This window comes from Thermobifida fusca YX, assembly GCF_000012405.1.
Classification (GTDB): domain Bacteria; phylum Actinomycetota; class Actinomycetes; order Streptosporangiales; family Streptosporangiaceae; genus Thermobifida; species Thermobifida fusca.
Genome location: NC_007333.1, coordinates 1247175 through 1272447 on the forward strand (window position 1 = coordinate 1247175; position 25273 = coordinate 1272447).

The 25273-nt window shown below is 70.4% G+C and carries 25 protein-coding genes and 1 riboswitch; of the genes, 14 read left to right on the forward strand and 11 right to left on the reverse strand.

Going from position 1 to position 25273, the window contains the following annotated elements:
• Positions 1–83 precede the first annotated feature (83 nt).
• From TFU_RS05330 to TFU_RS05345, 4 genes are all read right to left on the reverse strand, one after another.
• The gene (locus tag TFU_RS05330; protein WP_011291514.1) at positions 84–548 is read right to left on the reverse strand and encodes a nitroreductase/quinone reductase family protein; all 465 of its coding nucleotides are present in this window, start codon (positions 546–548) and stop codon (positions 84–86) included.
• A gap of 76 nt (positions 549–624) precedes the next feature.
• Entirely contained in the window at positions 625–1815 is a 1191-nt protein-coding gene (locus tag TFU_RS05335) for an acyl-CoA dehydrogenase family protein (protein ID WP_011291515.1), read from the reverse strand.
• A gap of 74 nt (positions 1816–1889) precedes the next feature.
• Positions 1890–3125: a CaiB/BaiF CoA transferase family protein gene (locus tag TFU_RS05340; RefSeq protein WP_011291516.1), complete on the reverse strand. Its 1236-nt coding sequence runs from the start codon at positions 3123–3125 to the stop codon at positions 1890–1892.
• Positions 3122–3496, reverse strand: a complete 375-nt coding sequence (locus tag TFU_RS05345) for a DUF3870 domain-containing protein (protein ID WP_016188475.1) — start codon at positions 3494–3496, stop codon at positions 3122–3124. The genes TFU_RS05340 and TFU_RS05345 overlap by 4 nt, the downstream gene beginning before the upstream one ends.
• A 382-nt stretch (positions 3497–3878) precedes the next feature.
• On the opposite strand from TFU_RS05345, the gene TFU_RS05350 reads away from it, so the two are divergent.
• Positions 3879–4598, forward strand: a complete 720-nt coding sequence (locus tag TFU_RS05350; protein ID WP_011291518.1) for an SAM-dependent methyltransferase — start codon at positions 3879–3881, stop codon at positions 4596–4598.
• Between the two features lie 7 nt (positions 4599–4605).
• On the opposite strand, the gene TFU_RS05355 is transcribed toward TFU_RS05350, so the two are convergent.
• The 3 genes from TFU_RS05355 to TFU_RS05365 form a co-directional block, all read right to left on the reverse strand.
• Positions 4606–5400 carry a nucleotidyltransferase domain-containing protein gene (locus TFU_RS05355; protein ID WP_011291519.1) on the reverse strand — a complete coding sequence of 265 codons (795 nt, stop codon included), beginning with the start codon at positions 5398–5400 and terminating at the stop codon, positions 4606–4608.
• Between the two features lie 68 nt (positions 5401–5468).
• Complete coding sequence (locus tag TFU_RS05360) at positions 5469–7502, reverse strand: primosomal protein N' (RefSeq protein WP_011291520.1); 2034 nt, start codon at positions 7500–7502, stop codon at positions 5469–5471.
• A gap of 108 nt (positions 7503–7610) precedes the next feature.
• Positions 7611–8936, reverse strand: coding sequence for a glycoside hydrolase family 6 protein (locus tag TFU_RS05365; RefSeq protein ID WP_011291521.1), 1326 nt, complete (start codon positions 8934–8936; stop codon positions 7611–7613).
• Positions 8937–9503: 567 nt separating this feature from the next.
• On the opposite strand from TFU_RS05365, the gene fmt reads away from it, so the two are divergent.
• The 9 genes from fmt (at position 9504) to TFU_RS16025 (ending at position 16971) form a co-directional block, all read left to right on the forward strand.
• Positions 9504–10436, forward strand: a complete 933-nt coding sequence (gene fmt, locus TFU_RS05370; protein ID WP_011291522.1) for a methionyl-tRNA formyltransferase — start codon at positions 9504–9506, stop codon at positions 10434–10436.
• A gap of 88 nt (positions 10437–10524) precedes the next feature.
• Positions 10525–11955: an RsmB/NOP family class I SAM-dependent RNA methyltransferase gene (locus TFU_RS05375; RefSeq protein WP_011291523.1), complete on the forward strand. Its 1431-nt coding sequence runs from the start codon at positions 10525–10527 to the stop codon at positions 11953–11955.
• Positions 11956–11998: 43 nt separating this feature from the next.
• Positions 11999–12667, forward strand: a complete 669-nt coding sequence (gene rpe / locus TFU_RS05380) for a ribulose-phosphate 3-epimerase (RefSeq protein WP_011291524.1) — start codon at positions 11999–12001, stop codon at positions 12665–12667.
• A gap of 223 nt (positions 12668–12890) precedes the next feature.
• Positions 12891–13021, forward strand: a riboswitch (FMN riboswitch).
• Between the two features lie 100 nt (positions 13022–13121).
• The gene (locus TFU_RS05385) at positions 13122–13739 is read left to right on the forward strand and encodes a riboflavin synthase (RefSeq protein WP_011291525.1); all 618 of its coding nucleotides are present in this window, start codon (positions 13122–13124) and stop codon (positions 13737–13739) included.
• The gene (gene pnuC / locus TFU_RS05390; RefSeq protein WP_011291526.1) at positions 13736–14398 is read left to right on the forward strand and encodes a nicotinamide riboside transporter PnuC; all 663 of its coding nucleotides are present in this window, start codon (positions 13736–13738) and stop codon (positions 14396–14398) included. The genes TFU_RS05385 and pnuC overlap by 4 nt, the downstream gene beginning before the upstream one ends.
• Before the next feature lie 41 nt (positions 14399–14439).
• Positions 14440–15672: a bifunctional 3,4-dihydroxy-2-butanone-4-phosphate synthase/GTP cyclohydrolase II gene (locus tag TFU_RS05395; protein WP_011291527.1), complete on the forward strand. Its 1233-nt coding sequence runs from the start codon at positions 14440–14442 to the stop codon at positions 15670–15672.
• Between the two features lie 21 nt (positions 15673–15693).
• The gene (gene ribH, locus TFU_RS05400) at positions 15694–16206 is read left to right on the forward strand and encodes a 6,7-dimethyl-8-ribityllumazine synthase (RefSeq protein WP_011291528.1); all 513 of its coding nucleotides are present in this window, start codon (positions 15694–15696) and stop codon (positions 16204–16206) included.
• A gap of 60 nt (positions 16207–16266) precedes the next feature.
• On the forward strand, positions 16267–16737 hold the full coding sequence (locus TFU_RS05405) for a PH domain-containing protein (RefSeq protein WP_011291529.1): 471 nt from the start codon (positions 16267–16269) through the stop codon (positions 16735–16737).
• Positions 16738–16830: 93 nt separating this feature from the next.
• Positions 16831–16971, forward strand: a complete 141-nt coding sequence (locus TFU_RS16025; RefSeq protein WP_155983531.1) for a hypothetical protein — start codon at positions 16831–16833, stop codon at positions 16969–16971.
• A gap of 39 nt (positions 16972–17010) precedes the next feature.
• Here the strand turns inward: TFU_RS16025 and TFU_RS05410 are convergent, their stop codons facing one another.
• The 4 genes from TFU_RS05410 to TFU_RS05425 form a co-directional block, all read right to left on the reverse strand.
• Entirely contained in the window at positions 17011–17919 is a 909-nt protein-coding gene (locus TFU_RS05410; RefSeq protein WP_016188478.1) for an aldose 1-epimerase family protein, read from the reverse strand.
• A gap of 173 nt (positions 17920–18092) precedes the next feature.
• Positions 18093–20594 carry a protein kinase domain-containing protein gene (locus TFU_RS05415; RefSeq protein WP_011291531.1) on the reverse strand — a complete coding sequence of 834 codons (2502 nt, stop codon included), beginning with the start codon at positions 20592–20594 and terminating at the stop codon, positions 18093–18095.
• A 155-nt stretch (positions 20595–20749) separates the two neighbouring features.
• On the reverse strand, positions 20750–21076 hold the full coding sequence (locus tag TFU_RS05420; protein ID WP_011291532.1) for a DUF2470 domain-containing protein: 327 nt from the start codon (positions 21074–21076) through the stop codon (positions 20750–20752).
• Positions 21077–21177: 101 nt separating this feature from the next.
• Complete coding sequence (locus tag TFU_RS05425) at positions 21178–21723, reverse strand: YceI family protein (protein ID WP_011291533.1); 546 nt, start codon at positions 21721–21723, stop codon at positions 21178–21180.
• A 126-nt stretch (positions 21724–21849) separates the two neighbouring features.
• On the opposite strand from TFU_RS05425, the gene TFU_RS05430 reads away from it, so the two are divergent.
• From TFU_RS05430 to aroC, 4 genes are all read left to right on the forward strand, one after another.
• Positions 21850–22326: a MarR family winged helix-turn-helix transcriptional regulator gene (locus tag TFU_RS05430; RefSeq protein ID WP_041427845.1), complete on the forward strand. Its 477-nt coding sequence runs from the start codon at positions 21850–21852 to the stop codon at positions 22324–22326.
• Positions 22327–22395: 69 nt separating this feature from the next.
• A complete protein-coding gene (locus TFU_RS05435) occupies positions 22396–23100 on the forward strand; it encodes an SseB family protein (RefSeq protein ID WP_011291535.1) in 705 nt (234 codons plus the stop codon).
• A gap of 81 nt (positions 23101–23181) precedes the next feature.
• Complete coding sequence (locus TFU_RS05440; RefSeq protein ID WP_011291536.1) at positions 23182–23988, forward strand: prepilin peptidase; 807 nt, start codon at positions 23182–23184, stop codon at positions 23986–23988.
• A gap of 82 nt (positions 23989–24070) precedes the next feature.
• A complete protein-coding gene (aroC, locus tag TFU_RS05445; protein WP_011291537.1) occupies positions 24071–25252 on the forward strand; it encodes a chorismate synthase in 1182 nt (393 codons plus the stop codon).
• Positions 25253–25273: the final 21 nt, after the last annotated feature.

Below are 25273 nucleotides of genomic sequence, written 5' to 3' on the forward strand. Positions count from 1 at the left end.
CACTCCGCAAGGAAGCGCGGCACGGTGGCACGCCGCACTGCTGCTGCCCGGGGCAGCAGACCCCTGCCCGGACCCGGGGAAGGTCAGATCCGGACCACGGTGCTGCGCACGATCTCGAAGACCGGGTGGTGCACCGCCTCCCGTTCGAACTCTTCCAGGGACGCGTCCGGGCCGACCCGGAAATAGGGGCCGACGACGGCAGCACGAGGATGGTTGAGGTAGTCCCGCAAGACCGGGGCGGCCCGCTGCGGACCGACCTCTTCCACGCTGATCAGCTCAATCCAGCCACCGCGGCGCAGCGTCGCATACCCCTCTTTGCGGAGGTTGCGCACCCAGCCCACCTCCCCGTAGGGAGCGACCAGGAAACGGCCGTCGGTGTTGTCCACCACGCTGACGGGAACGGTGCGGAGGAACCCGGTCTTCGCCCCTCGAGTGGTGAGTAGATGCAGGTCCCGAGTGCCTAGTCCGTAGGCGACCGCCCCGCCGATGACGGCGTTGAGGACCCGCCGCACCCGGGTCATTCTGAACCGTTTCGTCCCGTGCTCCATCGCACCCCTTCCTCTCACACCCCTATTGTGGGGGGTGGTGGAATGCTTCGCCTCTGCGGCATACCCGGGCAATCCGCTACCGGAACGCGGAGATTCCGGTGACCGCCTGGCCGAGGCTGAGCGTGTGGATCTCCTCCGTGCCCTCGTAGGTGGCGACCGTCTCCAGGTTCAGCAGGTGCCGCAGCACCGGGTAGTCCAAGGTGATGCCGTTGGCGCCGTGCACGGATCGGGCCTTGGCGGCTACCCGCTGGGCCGCGGCCACGTTGGCGAGTTTGCCGAAACTCACCTGGTAGTGGTGGCATGCCCCCGCTTCTTTGAGCCGCCCCAAATGCAGGGCGGTCAGCGACGCCTGGTTGACGTCCACCACCATCTCCGCGAGTTTGCGCTGGGTGAGCTGGAACGCGGCGATGGGCTGGCCGAACTGTTCGCGGGAGGTGGCGTATTCCAGTGCTGCCTCGTAGCAGGCGCGGGCCGCGCCCGCCGCACCCCAGACGATGCCGTACCGGGCCTCGGTCAGGCACGACAGGGGAGCGCGCAGCCCTGCTGCGAGCGGCAGCCGCGCGGAGTCGGGGAGCCGGACCTCGTCCAAGGAGAGCGCGGCGGTGATCGACGCCCGCAGGGAGAGCTTGCGTTCAATCACCGTGGCCGTGAACCCGGGGGTGCCGGCGGGGACGAGGAACCCCCGGATCCCCTCTTCGGTGCCCGCCCACACCACGGCCACGTCGGCGACTGACCCGTTGGTGATCCACATCTTGGTGCCGGTGAGCACCCAGTCAGCACCCACCCGGCGGGCCCGGGTCCGCATCGCCCCGGGGTCGCTCCCCGAGTCCGGTTCCGTCAGGCCGAAGCAGCCGATCGCCTCCCCCGCGGCCATGCGGGGCAGCCACTGCTGCTTCTGTTCTTCCGAGCCGTAGCGGTGGATGGCGGTCATGGCGAGCGACCCCTGCACGGAGACGAAGCTGCGCAGCCCCGAGTCGACCGCTTCCAGCTCCCGGCAGGCCAGCCCGTAGGCGACCGCGCCCGCCCCCGGGCACCCGTACCCGTCCAAGTGCATGCCGAGCAGGCCGAGCTGCCCGAACTTCCGGGCTAGGCCGTGCGGGTCGGGGATTGTGCCGGCCGCAAACCATTCAGCGACGTGCGGCAGCAGCTCGCGACGGCCGAACTCGCGCACCGTGTCGCGCACAGCACGCTCCTCCGCGCTGAGCGAAGAGTCCACGGCCAGAAAATCCAGCGGGTCAGGGGCGGCAGGGCCGTGACTGGTGGACACGAGAACTCAACTCCTCCACACATTCGGACAGCGACAGCAGAACAGCACGGTACCGACTGGCCGGAATGGCGCGGTCAGTGGACGGGGTGCTGGACGACAGTGCCGCGCTCCACCAGGGCGGTGATGCGCTCCTCCGACAAGCCGAGCTCGCGGAGGACTTCCACCGAGTGCTGCCCCAGCAGCGGGGGAGGCAGCACGGCAGGACCGTGCTGCGGGGCTGCGCCGGTGAAGCGGAACCCGGGGCGGATCAGCTCCACTGCGCCCAGCACGGGGTGGTCGACGGTCATGGTCGCCTCATCCCCGGAGGCGTCGGCGGTGCGGAGCGCTTCAGCCACCCCGCGCACCTTCCCCACGGGCACCCCGGCGTCGCTCAACAGCGCGGTCCACTCCTCGGCGCTGCGCTTCGCCAAAGCGGCGGTGAGCTCCGCCACGAGGATGTCCCGGTGCGCGACCCGGTCCGCGTTGCGGCGGAACCGCGGATCCTCGGCGAGGTCGGGGCGCTCCACGACCGTGCACAGGGCGCGGTAGAGCGCGTCGTTGCCGGCGGCGATGATGATGTCGCCGTCAGCAGTGGGAAACGTCTGGTAGGGGACGATAGACGGGTGCGCGTGCCCGACCCGCTCCGGTTCTGCCCCGGTGACCAGCGCAGACTGGCCTACTTGGACGAGCGCGGAGAGCGCCGAGTTGAGCAGCGAGACGTGGATGTGCTCCCCGCGCCCCGTAGTGGCGCGCCGCACCAGGGCCGCGCAGACCGCGGTGGTGGCGTTGAGGCCGGTGAGCACATCCGCGAGCGGGATCCCGATCTTGGTGGGCCCGCCCTCCGGCGTGCCCGTGGTGCTCATCAGACCGCTCTCACCTTGGATGACCACGTCGAACCCGGGACGGTCGGGGCGGAGGTGCCCGGGACCGAACCCGCTGATCGAGCAGTAGACCACCCCGGGGTTGTCGGCGGCCACGTCGGCATACCCCAGGCCCAGCCGTTCGGCCGTGCCAGGCCGGAAGTTCTGCACGACCACGTCGGCCCGCGCACACAGGGTCCGCACCGCGGCCAGCCCGTCCGGGTCTTTGAGGTCGACGGCCAGGCTCCGCTTGCCCCGGTTGAGCGCGAGATAGTAGGCGGACTGGTCGCCCGCCCACGGCGGGCCCCATGCGCGGGTGTCGTCCCCGCGCTCGGGATGCTCCACTTTGACCACGTCCGCGCCCAGGTCGGCCAGCAGCATCGTGGCGTAGGGCCCGGCGAGTACCCGGGACAGGTCGGCGACGAGCATCCCGGAAAGCGGGGCGGAGGACGGGGCAGGCGGTGCGGTCACGGCCGGTCCTCCCCCGCACGCTGCGTGGTGCGCAGGTGCAGCCCGGACTCCAGGCAGCGGCGCAGCGCAGTGGCTAGGGCGGCACCGGACTGTCCCGCGTAGCGGGTCTGCACGCGGTGCACGATCTCCGCGAGGTCGTCGTAGATCGACAGGCCTTCGACGAGGACGCGGAAGAACTCCCGGGCCAGCTCGGTGATCAGGGTGCTGTCTGCGGCCACGATCCGGCCGGTGGACCGCTCTACCGCCAAGACGACACCGAGCCGTTCGTACTGGTGTCGGCCTGCCACGGTGTCCGGCAGCCGGGCGTATCCGGAAATGAGGACGACGTCAGGGTTGTCCAGGAGACGGCGTGCATGCTCAAGCACGAGCAAAGCCCTCTTTCATGACACAGGAAGGCATACGGGACTCTCGCGCTGGAGTCTCACGCCTGGCAGGACGTCGGCGGGAAGTAGTGCGGGACTTCTCGATGGCGTCCTCGGCGAGAGGGCAGGCTTTTTCAGTATGCCTGCGCGCCGCCGATCATTGTCAAGGGTCGGGGTTCCTAGAGAAATGCCCATAAGGCGGGGGCGGTGCGGCCGAAGAGCGGGTAGGCAGCATAGTGGGAAACACCGTGAGAATTGCCCGATAGGGGATTCTCCGCGGAGACGCTACGATCAGGAGGTCAGTGACCGAGGTCACGGTGGGCGAGCGCGGAGTTGAGCCACCCGCTCGTCGGCCGCGTCCTCGCCGGCCGACGGTTGGGGGAAGGTAATCGTGATCGAACAGCGGCAGGCACTGCCCTTCGACGACGAACCCCGCTCCCTGGGCGGGCACGCCCCCCGGGTGATCCCCCTCGACGACCACCGCACCGGCAGCCGCCCCCCGGCGGACGCCCAGAAACGCGCCCAGAACCTCCGCCTGGCCGAAGCCGAGCGCCGCTTCCTCACCCGCTGTCTCAGTTACCTCATCGTCGACGTGGGCATCCGGCAGTACGTGGATTTCGGGTCCCGGGTACCGCACACTACCGGGGTCCACGCCCTGGTCACGGAGCAGTGTCCCGACGCCCGCGTGGTGCAGGTCGGCATCGGAACCGCGGTGCCGCTGCATCCGCGGGCGTCGGCGCTTCAGCCCGCCATGCTCTGGCTGGAGCAGGTGCGCCCCGACGACGTGGCCGCGCACCTCAGCCTGCGCGGCCGTATCGACCTGGGGGAGCCGGTGGCAGTGCTCATCGACGTCGACCTGCTGCCTGGCGGGGACGTCCGCGACCTGGTCCCCGCGCTGCACCGCGTCCTGGCGCCCGGCAGCCACCTGGTGCTCCGCCAGCGCCCCGCCAACCCCGCCGACCCGTACGCCCGAGCGCTCGCCGCCGCGCTCTTCGACCCTTTCTGCCTGGTGGAACCGGGGGTGGCCGACCTCGCCTGGTGGCCCTACCCGGATGAGGAAGTCGTCGCTGAAGGAACCGGGATACTGGCCGGGCTGGCCCGCCGCTGCTGATCGGCGGTCACCTGGAGGCGCCCTGCTGTTCCCAGGAGCGCCACGTCTCCCGGTAGACCCGGACCAGCCAGGCGTCCGCCCACGCATGGTCGGCCTGATCGGGCAGGTCGGAACGGGCGATGAGGTCGACCAGCCGCTGCTCGTAGTCGGCGGCCACGTCCAGCACCTCGTCGCGGCTGTGCCGTCCTTGGCGCAGGTCCCGCAGCCAGGTCCGCCACGGTTCCCGCATCGGCAGGGTGAGACGTCCGGTCTCCAGCAGCTCCACCCCTTGGATGCCCAACCGGACCAGGTGGGCGGCGAATTTCACGTCGAAACCGTACCTGTCGACGAGCTCGGGACGGTTGGTGTGCCGTCCGCCGCGGCGGCCCAGCAGGCGGTCCCGCTGGTCGCGCAGATAGCCCAGGAACCGGCGGCCGGCAGTCCGGGACACGAACCGGTCCGCATGGGCCCGCAGCTCCCGTCCCACGTCGGTGATGCGGACGATCGCCGTGTCGGGCACGAACAGCGGGATCAGCACCGTGGGGTTGCCTGCCAACGCGAGCCGGGTCCATTTCCGCAGGGAGTACACGGTCACGTCGAGGTCGCCCGGACCGGAGCGGGACCCCTCGGGCTGGGTGCGGTAGAGGTACTGTTCGAACGAGCGCAGCCCGATGACGTATTCGGGCGGCTCGATGCACATGCCGATCTCGTCGCGGTCGCCGTGCCCGGGCACGGCAATGCCGTGGACTTCGGAGCCGACCTGGCACCGCAGCACGGTGCCGCGTTCGGCGATAGCGGCGAACTCCGGTGTGGAATGCTTCACGGGACCTCCCCGGGGGGCGGGCTCGGCCGCTGTGGCCGGGCTGGGCAGGAGACAGCGAGCGAAGCAGGCTACAGCACGTCGAGCGGGTCCACTCGCACGTGCACCGATTTTTCTTCCCGGCGGGCGCTGCGGGCCGCGCTCGCCGCTTTGAGGGCCGCGGACAGTTCCCGGGCCGCGGCCCGCCGGATGCGCAGCAGGGCGCGTTCGGTTCCGTCGGTGCCGACGGGGACCGGGCCGAGCAGTTCCGCTGCTTCGGGCAGGTCGAGCTGCGCGAGGAACTCCCGCACCCGCTCCGGGTCCCCCGTGACCGACGCCATGGTGACCGCGGGCGGGAAGCCGAGCTCCCGCCGTTCCGCGAGCTCCCGTTCCGCGAAAGCCGCCGGGCTCCACCGGATGAGCGCCTGCACGGCGGGGAGCGCCGCATCCGCCAGCACGACGACCTGGCCTCCCTCGGCTGCGGGGCGCACTAGCGCGGCAGCGTTGCACCAGCGGCGCAGCGCCTCCTCGGCGGCGCGCAGGTCGGCCCGTCCCAGCAGGGCCCAGCCGTCGAGCAGCACCGCCGCCGCATACCCTCCAGGCACTGTCGGCTCGGCTCCCGGTGTCGCCACGACCAGTGCCGGGGTGGCGGGGACTTCGGTGAGCACTTCGTCGCGGCCCGACGTGCGCACCGGCAGGGCAGGGAAGGCCCGCCCCAGTTCTTCGGCGGTGCGGCGCGCCCCCACCACGGTGGCGCGCAGCCGGGGGAATTCGCAGGACGGGCAGCGCCAGTCTCCGGCGATGTGCCCGCACCAGCGGCAGTAGGGGATGGCGTGGGCGCTGCGCAGGGCGAGCGGCCCCCGGCAGGCGGCGCAGCGGGCCGGAGTGCGGCAGCGGGCGCAGGCCAGCGCGTTGAGGTAGCCGCGCCGCGGCACCTGGAACAGGACGGGGCCGTGGCGTGCGGCCTGTCGGGCTACCCGCAGCGCGAGGCTCGGCAGCCGGGCCGTGCGGGCCGCCTCGTCGCGGGCGAGTTCCGCGTCGTCGCCCGCGGCTCGCACCAGGGGGGCGCGGCGCCGGACGAGGGCCCGGTCGGCGACGATCGGGTGCGCCCACCCCGATTCGACGAGGAGGGCGCTTTCCGCGGTCCGTGTGTGGGAGCCGATGAGGACCGCGGAGCGGCTGTAGTGGGCGCGCAGCGAGAGCACGGTGCGGGCGTGCGGATAGGGGGCGTGCGGGTCGCTGTGCACGTCGTCGCCGTCGTCCCACAGCACCACCAGGCCCAGGTCGCGGACGGGGGCGAACATGGCGGCGCGGGTGCCGACCACGACCCGCACGTGGCCGCGCAGGACCGACAGCCAGCGCCGGTAGCGTTCGGCGGGACCGAGCTCGGCGGTGAGCGCGACGTGGTGGCCGGGGCCGAGCCGCGCGGTCAGCGCTGCGTCGAGGCTCGCCACGTCGCGCCCGGTGGGCACGACGATGAGGACTCCGCGTCCCGCGACGGCCGCGGTGTGGGCGGCCGCCGCGATCGCGTCGCGCCACTGGGGCCCGGGCAGTGCGGTCCACACGGCGCGCGGGGCTCGCTGGTCGCGGAGTGCGGTGAGGAACGCCGGGCCGGTCGGATAGTCGGCCCAAGGCCCGGGGTCGGGGTCGGGTTCGGGGAGCGGGGGTGGTGGGGGCGGGGTGTGCGGGGTTTCTTTCTCGACGCGGGCGTGCCGGGGCGGGATGGCCAGCCGGAGCACGTCGCTGAGCGTGCCCGCGTAGTGGTCGGCGACGATCCGGGCCAGTGCGGCGATCTCCGGGGTGAGGACCGGTTCGGGGGAGACCACCTGGTGGAGGTAGGCCAGCCGGCCGGGGAAGTCGGAGGTGTCTGCCCGCTCGAGCAGGAAGCCGTCGAGCAGCTGCCCGTTGAAGCGGACCCGGACCCGGCAGCCGGGCACGGCGTCCTGGTCCAAGGATTCGGGGACCCGGTAGTCGAAGGGGTGGTCCAGGTGGGGCAGCGGGGTGTCCACGACGACGCGCGCCACGGACCGGGTGGGGGCTGGGCGGCGGCTGCGGGGACGCGAGGGCTTGGAGGCGCGCGGCGCTTCGAAGAGGGCTTCCTCAGCGGGATCGGTCTGGTCAGACATGGCTTCTCTGTCTTACCAGAGCCGCTGGTGGTGCAGCGGAGGTCACAAAAAAAGGGGTGGCTTAGGCCCCAGCACGGCCTAAGCCACCCAGTGCACTGCCAGGAGGGGTCAGCTGGCGGCGCAGGTAAGGGTCGGAACAGAGTTGGAGTTGCCCTTAGAGCCGACGAAGCCGAACTCTGTGGAGGCTCCCTGGGAGAGCGTTCCGTTGTGGCCGACGTTCCGCGCGGTCACCGAGGAGCCGCTGGTGGACACGTCGGCGTTCCAGGCGTTGGTGATGGTCTGGCCGTCGGTGAAGGTCCACGTCACGGTCCAGCCGGTGATGTTCTGGTTCGCGGTGACCGTCACGGTCGCCTGGAAGCCGTCGTTCCACTCGTTGGCGATCGTGTACGTCGCCGTGCACGCCCCCGAGGAGCCGGGAGGCGGCGTGGGGGTCGGAGTGGGGGTGGGCGTCGGGTTGGGGTTCGGGTTGGGGTTGGTGCCGCCCGCGGCGATCGCCATCTCGTAGGCCGCCTGCGGGACGAACTGGCCGGCGCCGGCGATGCAGCCGTCGGCCTCACCCGGCAGCTTGATCCACAGGAAGGCGTCGATCATCGGGTCGCCGGTGTTGGTGGTGCTGGGCGTGCCGATGGCGCGTCCGCTGGGGTCGCACCACTCGTTACCGGCGGGGCCGTTGCCGTTGCGGCTGGTGTCGATGACCGCGCGCAGGGACGGGTTGCCGATGGCCGAGAGCACCGCCTTGGCGTAGGCGACCTCGTCAGCGGTCCACCGGTAGTTGGAGGTGTTGGTGGCGATACCGTGCGCGCTGTTGGAGATGTCGGCCTGCTGGAGCCAGGAAGCCATCTGTGCGGGCGAGTGCCACGCGGAGTGGCCGGCGTCGAAGTAGATCCGCGCCTGCGAGGACCCGGCCTTGAGGGCCTTGCCCGCGTACGCCATCGTCTCCAGGACTTCCTGCTGGACGTGCTGCATGCAGCTCGACATCAGCGAGATCAGGTCCGGTTCGACGATGATGTAGGCGGGACGGTTCTTCAGTCCGGCAGCGAATTCGTCGATCCAGGACCGGTAGGCGCTGTGACTGGGGGCGCCGCCGCTGCTGTGGTTGCCGCAGTCGCGGCCCGGGGCGTTGTACACGACCAGGATCGGGATCTTGCCGGCGGCCTGGGCGGCGCTCATGAGCGCGTCGACCTGGCCGGTGATCTGCCCGGGGTTGTGGTGGGCGAACCAGGTGCCCTGCGGCACGCTGGCGATCCGGTCGCGGATTACCGGGGTACGCGGGTCGTTGGGGTTGTTCCGCACCCATTCGGCGGAGGACATGTTGGGGTTGACGTAGAACGGAGAATCATTGGCCGCCGCTTGCGACGGGAAGGCCAGAGCAGCCGCGCTGACCAAGGCCGCCGCCGCGGCGCCCAGAAGAGCGCGAAGAGGTCTGGGGGACATTCGGGGCTCCTAACGAGCACAAGGCTCAAAAGAAGTGAGGGGCACGAAGAGGAGCGCATGGCTGGGAGCGCTCCCAGATCGTTTTCCGTTCGGACGATAACCATTGGCAAGGGAGCTGTAAAGACCGCGCCTACTCTCCGTTGCGGTTTTGTTCCTTGGTGAAACGGAGAACTCCCAAAGAAAGCCGTAAAAGCGACAAAATGGGTGAATGTCTAGGGTGACAAGGGGATTCAGACGTCAGATCATCCATATCGATAATGGGCGTCACAACGGAGTCGGAGGAAAATAGCAGAAAAAACGCGGAAACACAGGGGAAAACCCGTGGTGGTCGGAGGTAGGAGAACTCCGGAAACCCGCCGGAGAAAAACGCGTGGCGTAACTACCGGCCGGGCAGGGTAGTGCCGGGCAGCGGGAGGACACCGGCGCACTCCCCGACGCCGTGGCACAGCAGGACCGAGACACCCGCGAAGATCAATACGCTTGGACCACGGTCGGACAGAACCGGCAGCAGGAGAGCCCTGCGGTGCAGCGGCCGTGGTCTCACCATCGCGGATGAGGGGGTCGTACATGAGACTGGTCTTCGCGGGCACGCCCGAGGTGGCCGTGCCGTCCCTGGATGCGCTACTCGCCTCCGAGCACGAGGTCGTCGCGGTCGTGACCCGGCCCGATGCGGCCGCAGGACGGGGCCGCCGCCTCGTCGCCAGCCCGGTTGCGCGCCGCGCCGCCGAAGCCGGAATCGAAGTCCTCAAACCCGCGCGGGCCGACGACCCCGCCTTCCTCGACCGGCTCCGCGAGCTCGCCCCCGACTGCTGCCCTGTGGTGGCCTACGGCGCACTGCTCCGGCAAGAAGCCCTCGACATCCCCCGCTACGGCTGGGTCAACCTGCACTTCTCCCTGCTTCCCGCCTGGCGCGGCGCTGCCCCCGTGCAACACGCCATCCTGCACGGCGACGACATCACCGGAGCCACCACCTTCCAGATCGAACGGGAACTCGACGCCGGCCCCGTCTACGGCACGGTCACCGAGCCCATCGGCCCCCGCGACACTAGCGGAGACCTGCTCGAACGCCTCGCGAAATCGGGCGCGGAACTCCTGGTGCGCACCATCGACGGCATCGCCAAGAACGAGCTCGTCCCCCGCCCGCAGGGCAGCGAAGGCGTCAGCTACGCCCCCAAACTCACCCCCGACGACGCCCGGGTCGACTTCACCGCCCCCGCCCTGCGCGTCGACCGCCTCATCCGCGCCTGCACCCCTGCCCCGGGCGCGTGGACCCGCTTCCGCGGTACCCGGATCAAACTCGGCCCCGTCGAACCCCTTCCCGACGCTGCACCCCTGCCCCCCGGCCAGCTCGTCGCCACCAGCCGGGACGTGCTGGTCGGCACCGCCACCCACCCGGTGCGGCTCGGCGAAGTCCAGCCGCAAGGCAAGAAAGCCATGCCCGCCGCCGACTGGGCCCGCGGTGCCCGGATCGGCGACGGGGAACGCTTCGGAGACGACTGAGAATGCCGAGGCAGACCGATACCCTCGTTGGTGAGGGACGTACCGCAAGACACAGCGTCACCACGATCAGGGACGAGGCGGCTCAACCGTGACCCAGAGATTCTCATCCCCGTACCGCACGACCCGGCGCAGCCCTCGCGGTTCCGCGTCGCGGACCCGCCCCCGGGACCCGGCCCGCCGCGTCGCCTACGACGTGCTGTACGCAGTCCAGACCCGCGACGCCTACGCCAACCTGCTGCTGCCCGTCCTCCTCCGCGAACGGGGGATCACCGGACGGGACGCCGGGCTCGCCACCGAGCTGACCTACGGGACTCTGCGCCTCCAAGGCTCCTACGACGCTGTCCTGGACGCCTGCGTGGACCGCTCCCTGCGCTCCGTCGACACCGAAGTCCTCCCCCTGCTGCGCATGGGCGCCCACCAACTGCTGTCCATGGACGTCCCCCCGCACGCCGCGGTCAGCAGCACCGTCGACCTGGCCCGCCGGATCGTCGGCCACCACCGCGCCAGATTCGTCAACGCGGTCCTGCGCAAAGTCACCGCACGCGACCTCACCGGATGGCTGAGCGTGCTCGCCCCCGACCGGAAGACCGACCCTGTCGGACACCTCGCGATCACCCACAGCCATCCCCGCTGGGTGGTCCAGGCGTTCGCGGAAGCGCTCGGCGACGAGACCAGCAGCGGCCTGAAAGAGACCGAACGGCTCCTCACCGCCCACAACGAGCGGCCCCGCGTCACCCTGCTCGCCAAACCCGGGCGCGCCACCGTCACCGACCTGGTCGACGAAGGCGCTGTCGCCGCCCGCTACTCGCCGTACGGGGCGGTCCTCCCGGAAGGGGACCCCGGCATGCTGCGCCTGGTCCGCCAAGGCCGCGCCGTCGTGCAGGACGAAGCCAGCCAGCTCGTCGCTCTGGCCCTGAGCCGGGTGCCGGTCTCCGGCCCTGACCAGCAGTGGTTGGACATGTGCGCCGGACCGGGCGGAAAAGCCGCCCTCATGGCCGGACTCGTGGGGGAGCGCGGCGGACGCCTGCTCGCCGCCGAAGTGCAGCCCGCACGGGCCGGACTGGTCGCCCGCGCCGTCCACCGGTCGCTCGGCAACTCCGCCCGCGTCATCGTGGCCGACTCCACCCAGCCGCCGTGGCGGGACGGCATTTTCGACCGGGTGCTCGTCGACGCGCCGTGCACCGGCCTGGGCGCGCTGCGCCGCCGCCCCGAGTCGCGGTGGCGGCGCACCCCGGAGAACCTCGCCGAACTCGTCCCGCTGCAGCGCGCCCTGCTCAACCGGGCCCTGGACGCGGTCCGCCCCGGCGGAGTGGTCGGCTACGTCACCTGCTCACCGCACCTCGCGGAGACCCGCGGCGTCGTTACCGACGTCCTCGCCGGACGCGACGACGCGGACCTGCTCAACGCTGCCCGCCACCTGCCGGAAGTCCCCGACGTCGCCGCCGACCGCTTCGTGCAGTTCTGGCCGCACCGTCACGGCACCGACGCGATGTTCCTGGCGCTGCTGCGGAAACGCTGAGCCGGTCTGACCTTGAGATTCGGCCCCAATACACTCTCCTTCCGTGGCAATCCAGATCTCACCCAGCATCCTTTCCGCCGACTTCGCGCGCCTGGCCGACGAAGTCGAGGCCGTCGCCGGTGCCGCCGACTGGCTGCACGTCGACGTCATGGACAACCATTTCGTGCCCAACCTGACCTTGGGCCTGCCCGTCGTGGAGTCCTTGCTCAAGGTGGCGCCGCTGCCGTTGGACTGCCATCTGATGATCGAGGACCCGGACCGGTGGGCCCCGGCCTACGCCGAAGTGGGCGCGCAGAGCGTCACCATCCACGCCGAAGCCGCCAAGGCGCCGGTACGCACGCTCCGGGCGATCCGTGCGGCCGGGGCCCGCGCCGGGCTGGCACTCAACCCCGCCACCCCGGTCGACGGGTACGCCGACCTCCTGGGTGAGATCGACATGCTGCTGGTCATGACGGTCGAACCCGGTTTCGGCGGCCAGAAGTTCCTCGACCTCGTGCTGCCGAAGATCCGCCGCGCCCGCGAACTCATCCGCAACGCCGACGCTTCGGTGTGGCTCCAGGTCGACGGCGGAGTGAGCGCGGAGACGATCGAACGGTGCGCGGAAGCCGGGGCCGACGTCTTCGTGGCAGGCTCCGCGGTCTACGGCGAAAAAGACCCGGCGGCCGCCGTCGAGCACCTGCGCGCCCTCGCAGAGCGGGCCACCGCCCGCTAGACCCGCGGTCGGACCGGCTCCCGCACCCGACTGGTCCGACCACCGCGGCATCCCGCCCGCACGATCCGTTTCCTTTCCGTCACTTTTGTTGCAGGTGATGAACGCAATAAGAACAAAAAGTATTTTTCCTGCAACGAAGAGTGAATAGTGCGGGATTCGGTTCCCCACCCTGGTCTGGCCGCGGAATACCCCTCCGTGGCACACTGTTGGGCAAGAAGTACACACGCGTGCTCCGGGGTCGGTGAAAGTCCGAACCGGCGGTGACAGTCCGCGACCCAGTCGAAGCCATCGGCTGGTGGAACCGGTGAAACTCCGGTACCGACGGTGAAAGTCCGGATGGGAGGTAGTACGTGGTGGATCTGTGCGGTACTCGCTGCTGTGTGCCGCGGCAGTCCGATGGCGTCTGATGCCGCCTTACCCCGGAGCCTGACCTGGCTAGGGGGAAGGCTCTCGCATGTTCACCGGCATCGTTGAAGAACTCGGCACGGTTGTCGAGGTCACCCCGGTGGGATCGGATTCCGCGGATGCGATCCGGCTCACCATCCACGGTCCTGACGTCACCTCAGACGCGTCTCCCGGCGATTCCATCGCGGTCAACGGGGTCTGCCTGACCGTGACCGAACTGGCCGACGGCCGGTTCAGCGCCGACGTGATGAAGGAGACCCTGGACCGCTCCAACTTGGGCGCGCTCACCGTCGGCTCCCCGGTGAACCTGGAACGCGCCCTCAAAGTCTCCTCCCGGCTCGGCGGCCACATCGTCCAAGGGCACGTGGACGGCACCGGCGTCGTCACCGAGCGGGTTCCCGGCACGGACTGGGAAACCGTCACCTTCTCCCTGCCCGCCCGCCTGTCCCGCTACGTGGTGGAAAAAGGGTCCATCGCCGTGGACGGGGTGAGCCTCACCGTTGCCGCCTGCACCGACTCCTCGTTCACGGTCAGCCTGATCCCTACCACGCTGCAAGCCACCACCCTCGGGTTCGCCACGGTAGGCACGAAAGTCAACATCGAGGTCGACACCCTGGCCAAATACGTGGAGCGCCTGCTGGGCGACCGGGTGGGCGGTATCCGATGAGCGGCCCCGGCAGCGCATGGCTGGAGTGGGCCTACGCCGGGTTCACGCTGTTCGGTGAGCATGTCCGCTGGGCCGACCTGATCGGCAACCTCGCGGCCCTGGCCACCGTGGCGCTGGCGATCCGCCGCACCCTGTGGACCTGGCCCGTCCAGCTCACCGGCACGTTCCTGCTCTTCGTGGTCTCGGTCGACGCCCACCTGGTCGGCAACGCGCTCAAACAGGTGGTCGTCGCGGGGCTCGCCGTCTACGGGTGGTACCGCTGGGCGCGCGGAATCCGCGACGAAGGAGACCTCGCGGTACGCCCCGCCCACCGGGCAGAACGACTCCGCCTGATCGCCGTCCTGGCCGGAGGAACCGCCGCCGTGGGCTGGTTCTTCACCGTCACCGGCTGGTCCTGGGCGCCGTGGCTGGACGCGTTCATCTTCGTGGGAAGCGCAGTGGCGATGTACGCCCAAAGCCGCGGGCTCGTCGACTTCTGGGTGGTGTGGATCGTCGTGGACATGGTGGGCATCCCCATCACCGTGCTGTCCGGCCTGTGGGTGAGCGGTGTCGTCTACGGCGTGTTCTTCGTGCTCGCCGTCCTCGGGCTCCGCAACTGGATGCGCCACTACCGGGCCCGCCGCAACGCTGAGGCCCCAGCAGTGCACTCGTTCGCCTGACCGTCGTGACCTACCGTTCCTGCCGCACAGAGGAGTTTGCCGTGAACCGCACCGCCAGCCCCATCCCGCTGGACGACATCGACGAGGCGCTCAAAGCCATCGCCGCGGGACGCCCGGTCGTCGTCGTGGACGACGCCGACCGGGAGAACGAGGGCGACCTGGTCTTCGCCGCCGATGCGGCCACCCCCGAACTGCTGGCCTTCATGATCCGCCACACCTCCGGGGTGGTGTGCGTGCCGATGCTTGGCGAAGACCTGGACCGGCTCAACCTGCCGTTGATGACACCGCGCAACGAGGACCGGCTGCACACCGCCTACACCGTGACCGTGGACGCCCGTACCGGGGTGCACACCGGCATCTCCGCCGCGGACCGTGCCCGCACGATCCGGCTGCTCGCCGACGAGGCCAGCGAGCCCGGCGACTTCGTCCGGCCCGGCCACATCTTCCCCCTGCGCTACCGTCCCGGCGGGGTGCTGGTGCGGCGCGGGCACACCGAAGCCGCCGTGGACCTGGCCCGGCTCGCTGGCCGCCGCCCCGCCGGGGTGATCGCGGAGATCGTCAACGACGACGGCACCATGGCCCGGCTGCCGGAACTCCGCGCCTTCGCCGACGAGCACGGCCTCGCCCTGGTCTCCATCGAACAGCTCGTGGCCTACCGCCGCCGCACGGAGACCCTCATCGAACGGGTCGTGGAGACCCGGATCCCCAACCGCTACGGCGAATGGCGGGCGGTCGGCTACCGCTCCGTCGTGGACGACTCCGAGCACGTGGCCCTCGTCTACGGCGACCTCGGCACCGGGGAGCGGGCGCTGGTCCGGCTCCACTCTGAATGCCTCACCGGGGACGCGTTCGGCTCGTACCGCTGCGACTGCGGCGACCAGTTGGACGCGGCCATGGCGCGGATCGCCCAAACCGGTGCCGGAGTGATCGTCTACCAGCGCGGCCACGAAGGCCGCGGCATCGGCCTGCTGCACAAGCTCCGCGCCTACCGGCTCCAAGACCAGGGTGCGGACACGGTGGACGCCAACCTGCAACTGGGGCTGCCCGCCGATGCCCGCGAATTCGGCACCGGAGCGCAGATCCTCCTCGACCTGGGCGTGCGGTCGGTGCGGCTGCTGAGCAATAACCCGGACAAGGCCGCCGGGCTGGCCGCGCACGGCGTCGTGGTCGACGAGCGGATCCCGCTCCCCGCCGCCATCACCCCCGACAACCTGCGCTACCTGCGTACGAAACGCGACCGTATGGGCCACGACCTGCCGGGTCTGGCCTCCTGACCGTGGTGGAGAGCAGTAACGATGAGCGGAGCTGGACGGCCTGAGTACACGGTAGACGCCCAAGGGCTGACCCTCGGGGTGGTCGCCACCCGGTGGAATGCCGAAGTCGTCGAACCGATGCTGGAGCGGGCCCTAGCCGCGGCTGAACAGTGCAAGGTGGCCGAGACGACGGTGGTGCGGGTCGCCGGAGCCGTGGAGATCCCCGTCGTCGCCCAGGAACTGGCCCGCACCCACGACGCCGTCGTGGCGCTGGGCGCGGTTATCCGCGGCGACACCCCCCACTTCGACTACGTGTGCCAGTCCTTCACCCACGGGCTGACCGAGGTGGCGCTGCGGACCGAGGTCCCCGTGGGCAACGGAGTACTGACCTGTGACACCCTGGAACAGGCACGGGACCGTGCCGGCCTCCCGGACAGCAAGGAAGACAAGGGATGGGAGGCTGCGGTAGCGGCACTCGACACCGCCCTCGTGCTCCGCAAACTCCGGGACGCACGAGGACAACGGGACGGACGGCCGCGGCCGACAACCACGTGACGGAAGAAGAGCACAGAGGGGAAGCCAGGCGTGCCGATCCAGGATGCGGGAGACAGGGGCATGGTGAACGGGATGAACCGGCAGGCGCCGCGTGCGCTGCCGGTGACCTTCCGACCACGCAACCTCCGCATCGTCGCCTACGGACTCGCCGCGCTCATCATGGCGACCATGGTGTTCCTCGCCGTCATCATGCCCCCGAACTGGGGGATCCAGGACCGCATCTCGCTGATCCTGGTGGGCGCGCTGATCGGGGGCGGGCTGCGTTTCCTGGCCCGGCCCCGGCTCGAGCTGACCGAGCACCGGGTGACCGTGGTCAATGTGATCCGCACCCACGTCCTGGTGTGGCCGGAGATCATCGACGCCCGAATGCCGGTGGGGGAGCCGTGGCCGAGTATCGACCTGGCCGACGGCTCCACCCTGGCGGTGATGGGGATCCAGAGCAACGACGGGGAACTGGCCCGGGCCTACCTCGAAGAGTTCCGGCACCACCTGCGGGAGCGCGGCGAAGCAGCAGAACCCAGCCGCGGCTGAGTCCGCGGGCGTCCCGGCCCCGGCCAGGGCGGTAGGGATCCTTCAATTCCTGTCATAACGAGGTAAAAACCTGGCCGAAACTGAGAACCTTCCGTGGAGCGGAAACGTCCTAAGGACATGGGCTCCAAACATTGGGGAAGGAAGTACCGCCATCAGAGCCGGATCGACCGGATCGTCATCACTCTGCTGTGGCTGACGATCATCGTCCTGGCGCTGACCTCGATCCTGACCTAGGAGCCCCGGAGCCGCGGACGCCCCGCATGACGTGCCGCGTCACTCCGGGGTAGAGGTGATGCCGAAGGACGACTCGATACTCTGCCCCGGGTCCAGCACGATCAGGTCGGTTCCGGTGACGAACGCATTGGGCGGGCAGGTCATCGGTTCGACAGCCAGATGGCGGCGGCGTTCCGGGCCGGGATAGTCGGCGGAGAACACTTGGAGCCACGGGTGGCTGTCATCGGCCCAGAGGCCGACGCACAGCTCCCCGGCGCTCAGCACCGTCCAGGAACGCCCCGCCTCGTCGAAGCGCAGGCCGGTGAACGCCGTGTCCAAGACGGTGGGGCCGACCTGCCGGGGAGTGCGGAAGTCGTAGTCGGTGCCGGCCACGGAGCGGACCGGTCCTGTGGGGATCATCCGCTCGTTGACGGGCTGCCATTCCGCGGCGGGAAGCTGCAGGGTGACCTCGTCGACCGGGAGTCCCAGAGTGAGGTAGTTGTGGCTGCCGTGGCCGTAGGGTGCCGGGCCGTCCCCCGTGTTCTGCGCCCCGATGCGGACGTGCAGCCCGTGGTCGGGGTCGAGGCTGTAGCACACCCAGAACTCCATGCGGAAGGGGTAGCCGGGCGCGCCGTCGAACGCAAGGGTGAAACGGACCGAGTCCGCGGTGATCTGGCTCGGCTGCCACAGGAGTGTGCTGGTCAGCCCATGGATCGCGTTGTCGAGTTCCGGTTCGGTGATCTCCAGTTGGTAGGTGGTCCCGCCAAAGGAGTACCGACCGTGGTCGATCCGGTTCGGCCAGGGGAGGAGGATCTGTCCCTGCGCGAGTTGGGGGCGGCCCTCCGGGTATCCCCAGACGAGTTCCCGCTCACCCCAGTGCAGCGTGCGCAGGGCGGCACCGAGCGGGTCGACTGTGGCGCGGTACTTTCCCGCTTCCAACGTGATAGCGGAATGCGAACCCTCGGCCATTTTCTGCACCAGTTCTCCGATTTGTGGGGCTGACGAACCGTTTGCGAATATAACCCTTTTCCGCTTCCCGGAAACCGGGGTGGCCGGGGGCGGTCAGTTACTCTGGGCTGCCTACCAGGCACATTGTGTTCCACAAGAGTTTGGTTAGATTTTCGGCACCCCCGCAGCCCAGCTCAGCCGGCCAAGAGCGCGGCGGGAATCAGCACCCCCATGAACAGGAAGAACAGCCCGTGGGCCAGTGCTCTGACCACGACGAGCACACTGGCGACCACCGCGAGACGGTAGGCGACCAGCCGGGTGCGGGCACTGCGGTGCTGATTGGCCGCGGTCCGCCCCAAGGCGAACAGCAGCACCCCCAGCAGGACCGGGAACCACCAGACCAGGCCGATCCCGCCCGGCAGCAGCTCCAGCAGCGACGAGCAGAGCTGGGCGGCCAAGGTGACCAGGCTGTTGTCGCGGATCGCCTCCGCCCACCCGAACGCGGTCACCACCCACTCCTGGTCGGTGAACAGGCCGCCCTGGGACTCCCAGAGCCACAGCCCGCACCCGTCCAGCAGCCCGGCCAGCGCCGCGGGCCGGGCGAAACGGCGGCAGCGGCCCGCCGCCATGGCCCGCTGGAGCCGCGCCATCCCGCGCTCCATCCGCCGCGCTTCCCGGCGGCGCCGCCGCTCCTCCCGCGCCTCCGGCGTATGCCATTCGAACGGGCCGGTACGCCGCTTCTCCCACTGCCGGGCCAGCCGAGCCCGCGTCGCCGACCAGCGGGACTCGACCGACGAGGTGAACCGCTCCCAGCGCTGCTGGCGCCGCTCCCGGGACTCGGTCGCCGCCCGGGCCCGCTGCGCGGCCCCCGCCTGCACCGCGCTGGGCAGCAGCAGGACCGCGGTGACCAGGGCCGCCCGGGTGCTCCGGGCCGTGCGGTCGCCGCGGAGCGCAGTCGTGCGCTGCTCGGTCCACCACCGGGCGCGGGCAGCATCACCGTAGCGGCCGGGCAGCCACGAGCGGGTCAGCAGCAGCCGCCGGTAGCGTGCCGCGGCCTCGGGGTCCAAGACGAGTTCGGCGGCGCGCGCCCAGGCCGCATCCCAGTCGTGTTCTTCCGGCGGGGTGAAGTCGGGTGTCTGCGCCAGCCCGTCCACGGTGGCCCGCACCTGCCGCATGATGAGCGGAACCTCGTGGTGCACCAGTTCCAGCAGCTGGCAGCGCCGGGTTTCGTGGCTGCGGCACCGCGGGTGGGTGCACCAGTGCCGAGCCGCCGACTGCACGGCCCCCCACTCGATCGCCTCGCGCAGAACCGCCTGCTGGGTGCTTTCCCCGCGGGCGAGCTCCAAGACGCCTTCGGCGGTGATCTGGTGGCCCCGGTAGCGCGGGGGCAGCCCTGGCACGTACTGGGCGGCCAGGGCGCTGATCGCGACGTGCGCCCGCTCCGGGCGGGTGCGGAGCTGCTTCAGCGGGGCCGGGTCGAAGGTGAGGTCGTGGACTTCGCGGGACAGCCACGTCTCCACCTCCTGGTGGCGGCGTTGCAGCCACACCGCCCCCTTATCGAACCGGTCCATCAAGTCGAAGGCGAGACTGGGCGGGTCCTCGTGCGCCACGCCTTCGAATGTGATGGGCCGGTGCTTGCGCGGCCGGGCCACGCTGGGGCGCTCCCCGCGCAGCCACTGGCGCACCTGGGCGTCACCCCAGCGCGTCTTAGGGTCCGGGGTGAGCAGGCCGCGGATCAGGAGCCGCCAGCGTTCATCGGCGACCGCGGAGAGGTCCACCGCGGTACTGCGGGCCGTCAACCAGTTGCCGCTGCGCGGGGGACGCTGCCCGGTGACCAGCTCGTGCGCGATCACCCCCAGCGACCACCACGCGGCCGGGGCTTCCCGGCGCCCTTCGATCACCTCGGGCGCGGCGTAGGCCTCGGTGATGGCCTGCCCGCCGTAGATCTGGCTCATCGTCGCGCGGACGGCTCCGCCGAAGTCGGTCAGCGCGAACACCGGAGGATCCAGGGAGCGGATCAGCAGGTTCTCCGGTTTGACGTCGGTGTGGTTGTAGTTCAGCGACTGCTGCCAGTAGCCGAGGCAATCGCTGAGGGCCGCGATGACGGCGCGGGCCTGGTCGTCGGGGAGCGGGGCCTGGTCGATAAGGGTGCGCAGCGAGCCCAGCGCGAAGTACTCCTGCGCCTCCCAGGCGATCTCCTCCCCCCACGGAGCGCGGGCATACCCGTAGCCGTGCAGCACGGGGATGTGCGGGCTGACCGTGCCCAGGGCGCTGATCCGGTCCAGCAGGTCCCGGTTGATGTCGTGTCCGGACCGGTACAGCTTGAGCGCGATCGGCGGTCCGTCGCGGCCCACCGGCACGGCCCGGTAGACCACCGCCTCGCCGCCCGCGCCGACATACTCCTGGACGGTGTAGCGTTCCCGCAGCTCCGCAGGGATCCGGTATTCGACTTCGCTGGCCGGTCCTTCCAGTACCCGCCAGGCGAGCCGCCCCAGCCTTCCCCGGCGCCGCACCGGCCTGGTCAGCACCGCGGTGCGCGGCTCGGCCGCGGGAAGGCGCCGCGTGGCGCCGGGCCGCAGCAGCGCGGTGAGCTTGCGGGTGACACCCGGCTCCGAGGGGGTGAGCTGGACGGTCGGCTCGACCGCCTCGATTTTGCGGGTGGGCGACTCAGGGTCAGAGGGTTGGGGAACTGTCATCGGGAAGCGACGCTCCAGGAACGGTGGGCCGAACTGTCGGCCCTTCTCAGGGTAGGTGACCGGGCGCGGCCCAGGCGCGCTTTCCGGTCATCCGATGAGACGCAGTGGAGCGCGCCGCGGATGCGTCGCAAGGGCACGGGACCGCGCCAGGCAGCTCAGTGCTCCGTCCCCTCCTGGGCTTCCCCGCGCGGGGCGACGCCGAGCCGCGCGCAGGCCTCCCGGTACAGCCGCACCACTTCGGTGCGGATCTGGGCGCGTTCGGTGAGCGGCTGGGACCAGGGGATGCGCACGGCGACCTCTCGGCCGTCGACGGTGGCGGAGTACTCTCCCGCGGTGCCGTCCAGACCGGTCATCCGCGCCGCAGTCGCCTCCGGATAGCCGCCGAAAGCGCGGACGATGAGCAGGGTGTCGTCCGGGTGGTCGTCGTTCATGTGCTGCGTGACTGCGGCGACGACGTCGGGGGAGAACGGGGTGGCAGACACGCTGACGTCCTTTCGTGTGCGGAATGAATGCGGGGCCGCCGGTGTGCACCGGCGGCCCCATCACGATAGCGAGAGCGCTGGAGAAAGCCTGTCGAGGAGGGTCAGTCCTGCTTGAGGGTGAACTCGGCGTCGATCTCGATCGTGATCTTGTCGCCGACCACGACACCGCCGCCGTCCATCGGCATGTGGAGGTCCACGCCGAACTCCTTGCGGCTGATCTCAGTGGACGCGTGGAAGCCGGCGCGCTTCAGGCCGTAGGGGTCGGTGGTGGAGCCGTTGAACTCCAGCGCCAGTTCCACCGGGCGGGTGTTGCCCTTGATGGTCAGGTCACCGGTGAGGACGAAGTTCTCCCCCTCCTGGCGCAGCCCGGTGGAGGTGAAGGTGAACTCGGGGTGGTTGGCGACGTCGAGGAAGTCGGCGGAGCGGACGTGCTCGTCGCGCTGCGCGTTGTTGGTGTTGATGGAGCTGGCGTCGATGGTGGCGACCACCGAGGACTGGAGCGGGTCTTCCGGCACGGTCAGCGTGGCGTCAAACTTCTCGAAGCGGCCGCGCACCCGGCTGACCATCATGTGCCGCACGCTGAAGCCGACCTCGGAGTGGGCGGCGTCGATCGTCCACGTGCCTGCGGGGAGCTGCTGTTCGGTCATGGTGGTTTCCTCCCAGGGGTGATGGATGGATCCGTGGAACAACGTTGTTTAATATACAACAACATCCGAAGAATTTTCTTCCTGAGAAGAAAAAGTGAGTGCATGGAGAGAGAAGGCGTAAGTACGATGGCCGCCATGGACGCGGTCAACTGGCTCACTGAGGAAGAGCAGCGCCTTTGGCGCAGCTTCCTCACAGTCAACTCCCTGCTCCAGGAGCGGCTCGACCGGGACCTGCGGCGCAGGAACGGGCTCACCCTGGTCGAATACGGCATCCTGGTCCACCTGTTCGAGGCGGAAGGACGGCGGATGCGCATGCGCACCCTCGCCGAGACGGTCCTCGTCTCCAAAAGCCGCCTCTCCCACCAGGTGGCCCGCCTGGAGCGGGACGGATACGTGCGCCGGGAAGACTGCGTGGAGGACCGGCGCGGCTTCTGGGCGGTCCTCACCGACAAAGGCGCTGAAGTGCTGCGGGCCGCCGCTCCCGGCCACGTCGCGCAGGTGCGCGAATACCTCTTCGGTCGGCTGACCGACGAACAGACCGCTCAACTCCGCGACATCCTGGCGGTCCTCGAACGCGGACTGCGCGACCCCACCGCGCACTAGACCGCGACACCCGCGCATTCCCTGGGAGTACACTCAGGGGACCCGCCACTACGCAGTAGAGTCACCACTGTGGCTGGACCTACCATTATCGGCGCGCAGCAGTTCCGTAACGACGACGGCAGTGCTGACCCCCGCGTCCGGGAGAAACTCGACGCCTATGCCCGAGGCAGGGTCGGCGACCGCCAGGTGCTCGAAACGCTGCGCCACTCGCGGCTCCTCGTCCCTGTGGTGGCACGGCCGGTGAAAACCGCCACCGGCCCCGACGGCCGCGTCCGCGAAAAACGCAGCGAAGTCGCGATGCCCGTGCTCATCGGCAAGGACGGGCGGCGCGGTGTCCTCGCCTTCACCTCGGTCGACACGGTCAAACGCTGGCGGGAAGACGCCCGGCCCATCCCGGTCACCACCCAGGACGCCTGCCGTGCCGCCTACGAAGACAAAGCCGACGCCGTCGTCATCGACGTCGCAGGCCCCGTCACCTACGCGATCCAAGGCCGCTTCCTGAGCGCCCTCGCCGAGCACGGCATGGTGCCCGAGCCCAAAGACGACCCGCAGGTTCTCGCGCTGATCTACCGGATCACCCACACCGAATTCGGTATCGAGCGGGTCCGCATCCACGACTCCGAGCGGGCCGACATCGGCATCCGGCTGGAACTGGAGCGGCGCGACGACGAAGTGATCCGCAAAGTAGCCAAACGGCTCGCTACCGAACTCGCCGTCATCCTGCCCGGGGGCGTCGAGCTGAGCGCAGTGGTCCGCGCCCGCCGCGACCGGTGAGACGCATCTCACCTCCCGCAGCGGTCCCGGTGTCCACAGCCGCGCGGATCCCGCTGCCGCCGGGGGCGGGAAAGCGGCAGAATGCCGGACATGTCCTCCGCGCTGCCGCTCGCCCTCGCCATGGCCCCCCTCGGCGGCCTGCTCGCCTTCTTCACCGGGCGCGTCGTCGTGCTGTTCCCCGACTACCCGCCCAGCGACGACCCCGCCTCACCCGGTCCGCCGCCGCCCACCCTGCCCCGCTCGGGACAGGTCGTGCCCTGGCCGCCCTGGTCCCCCCTGCCGTGGCGGCTCGTGCTGACCGGACGCGGCCCCGGCGGTGAAACCGTCCGCGCCCCCTGGCCCACCGTGGCCGCCGCGGCCGCCGCGTTCGCGGCAGTCGGCTTCGGCGCCGCGCACCGCTCCGCCGCCGAAATCGCGGCCCTCGCCTTCCTCGCCCTGTGGGGCACCCTGCTCTCCAGCATCGACCTGCGGGTCACACGCTTGCCCCGCCTCCTCGTCCGCCCCGCCTACCCCATCGCCCTCGCCCTGCTCGGGGCCGCTGCCCTCACCACCCCCCACGGCGGCACCGCCTTCCTGCACGCCCTCGGCGGCATGGCCGCCCTGTGGGGCTTCTACCGGCTCCTGCGGGCCATCTACCCGCCCGGCATGGGATGGGGCGACGTCACCCTCTCCGGCCTGATCGGCCTCTACTTGGGCTGGGACGGCTGGACCCCCGTGGTCAGCGGCACCTTCCTCGCCTTCCTCGCCTTCTCCTGCGTGGGCCTCGGACTGGTCCTGCTCGGCCGGGCCAGCCTGAAAAGCCACCTGCCCCTCGGCCCGTTCATGGTGGGCGGGGCCCTCGCTGTCCTCCTTTTCGGCGACCCGATCCCGCTGCTCCTCGCCGCCTAGCCCCGCCCGCCGCACGCGGGAAACCGGTCAAAGGGTGAGATCGATGTCGCTGTGCGGGACAGGACGTGAAAAGATCGGAGTCATGTTGCGCTGGCTGACCGCTGGGGAGTCCCACGGGCCGGCACTCGTCGCGATCCTGGAGGGCCTACCGGCCGGCGTGTCCGTCACCTCGGACGACATCGCCGCCGCCCTGCTCCGTCGTCGCGCCGGGTACGGCCGGGGCGCCCGCATGAAGTTCGAGAAGGACGAGGTCTCCATCATTGGAGGGATCCGTCACGGCCGCACCCTCGGCGGGCCGGTGGCGATCCAGGTGGGCAACACCGAATGGCCCAAATGGCAGAAAGTCATGTCCCCCGACCCCGTGCCCGCCGAGGAGCTCGAAGGGGTGGCGCGCAACGCCCCCCTGACCCGCCCCCGGCCTGGGCACGCCGACCTCGTGGGCATGCAGAAGTACGGCTATGACGAAGCCCGCCCGATCCTGGAGCGCGCCAGCGCCCGCGAGACCGCCGCGCGCGTCGCCCTGGGTGAAGTCGCCCGCCAGTTCCTCCGCCAGGCGCTCGGCGTGGAAATCGTCAGCCACGTCGTGGCGATGGGCAGCGTCTCCGTCCCCGACGACGCCCCCATCCCCGCCCCGGAGGACCTCGCCCGCGTCGACGCCGACCCGGTGCGCTGCTTCGACCCGGAGACCAGCGCCCGCATGGTCGCCGAAGTAGACGACACCCGCAAGACCGGCGACACCCTCGGCGGAGTCGTCGAAGTCATCGCCTACGGGCTGCCGCCCGGCCTGGGCAGCCACGTCCACTGGGACCGCCGCCTCGACGCGCGGCTGGCTGGGGCCCTCATGGGCATCCAGGCGATCAAAGGCGTGGAATTCGGCGACGGCTTCCGCACCGCTGCCCGGCGCGGTTCCGCCGCCCACGACGAGATCGACGTCGGCCCCGACGGGATCCGCCGCCGCAGCAACCGGGCCGGCGGCGTGGAAGGCGGCATGAGCACCGGCGACCCGCTGCGGGTCCGCGCCGCAATGAAACCCATCGCCACCGTGCCCCGGGCCCTGGACACCATCGACGTGAGCACGGGCCAGCCCGCCCAGGCCCACCACCAGCGCAGCGACGTCACCGCGGTCCCGGCTGCGGGAGTCGTCGCCGAGGCGATGGTCGCCCTGGTGCTGGCCGACGCCGCCCTGGAGAAGTTCGGTGGAGACTCGGTCGCGGAAACCGTCCGCAACCTGCGCGGCTACCTGGACTCGCTGATCGTCCGGTAATCGCGCCCCTCTGGGAAGTGC

Bases quoted from the DNA above. Each gene is read 5' to 3' on its own strand.
- pnuC (WP_011291526.1), top strand. From the start codon at position 13,736: ATGAGCGGCCCCGGCAGCGCATGGCTGGAGTGGGCCTACGCCGGGTTC.
- TFU_RS05405 (WP_011291529.1), top strand. From the start codon at position 16,267: ATGGTGAACGGGATGAACCGGCAGGCGCCGCGTGCGCTGCCGGTGACC.
- TFU_RS05415 (WP_011291531.1), bottom strand. From the start codon at position 20,594: ATGACAGTTCCCCAACCCTCTGACCCTGAGTCGCCCACCCGCAAAATC.
- ribH (WP_011291528.1), top strand. From the start codon at position 15,694: ATGAGCGGAGCTGGACGGCCTGAGTACACGGTAGACGCCCAAGGGCTG.
- TFU_RS05330 (WP_011291514.1), bottom strand. From the start codon at position 548: ATGGAGCACGGGACGAAACGGTTCAGAATGACCCGGGTGCGGCGGGTC.
- TFU_RS05385 (WP_011291525.1), top strand. From the start codon at position 13,122: ATGTTCACCGGCATCGTTGAAGAACTCGGCACGGTTGTCGAGGTCACC.
- TFU_RS05360 (WP_011291520.1), bottom strand. From the start codon at position 7,502: ATGTCTGACCAGACCGATCCCGCTGAGGAAGCCCTCTTCGAAGCGCCG.
- fmt (WP_011291522.1), top strand. From the start codon at position 9,504: ATGAGACTGGTCTTCGCGGGCACGCCCGAGGTGGCCGTGCCGTCCCTG.
- TFU_RS05430 (WP_041427845.1), top strand. From the start codon at position 21,850: ATGGCCGCCATGGACGCGGTCAACTGGCTCACTGAGGAAGAGCAGCGC.
- TFU_RS05425 (WP_011291533.1), bottom strand. From the start codon at position 21,723: ATGACCGAACAGCAGCTCCCCGCAGGCACGTGGACGATCGACGCCGCC.
- TFU_RS05365 (WP_011291521.1), bottom strand. From the start codon at position 8,936: ATGTCCCCCAGACCTCTTCGCGCTCTTCTGGGCGCCGCGGCGGCGGCC.
- aroC (WP_011291537.1), top strand. From the start codon at position 24,071: ATGTTGCGCTGGCTGACCGCTGGGGAGTCCCACGGGCCGGCACTCGTC.
- TFU_RS05410 (WP_016188478.1), bottom strand. From the start codon at position 17,919: ATGGCCGAGGGTTCGCATTCCGCTATCACGTTGGAAGCGGGAAAGTAC.
- TFU_RS05440 (WP_011291536.1), top strand. From the start codon at position 23,182: ATGCCGGACATGTCCTCCGCGCTGCCGCTCGCCCTCGCCATGGCCCCC.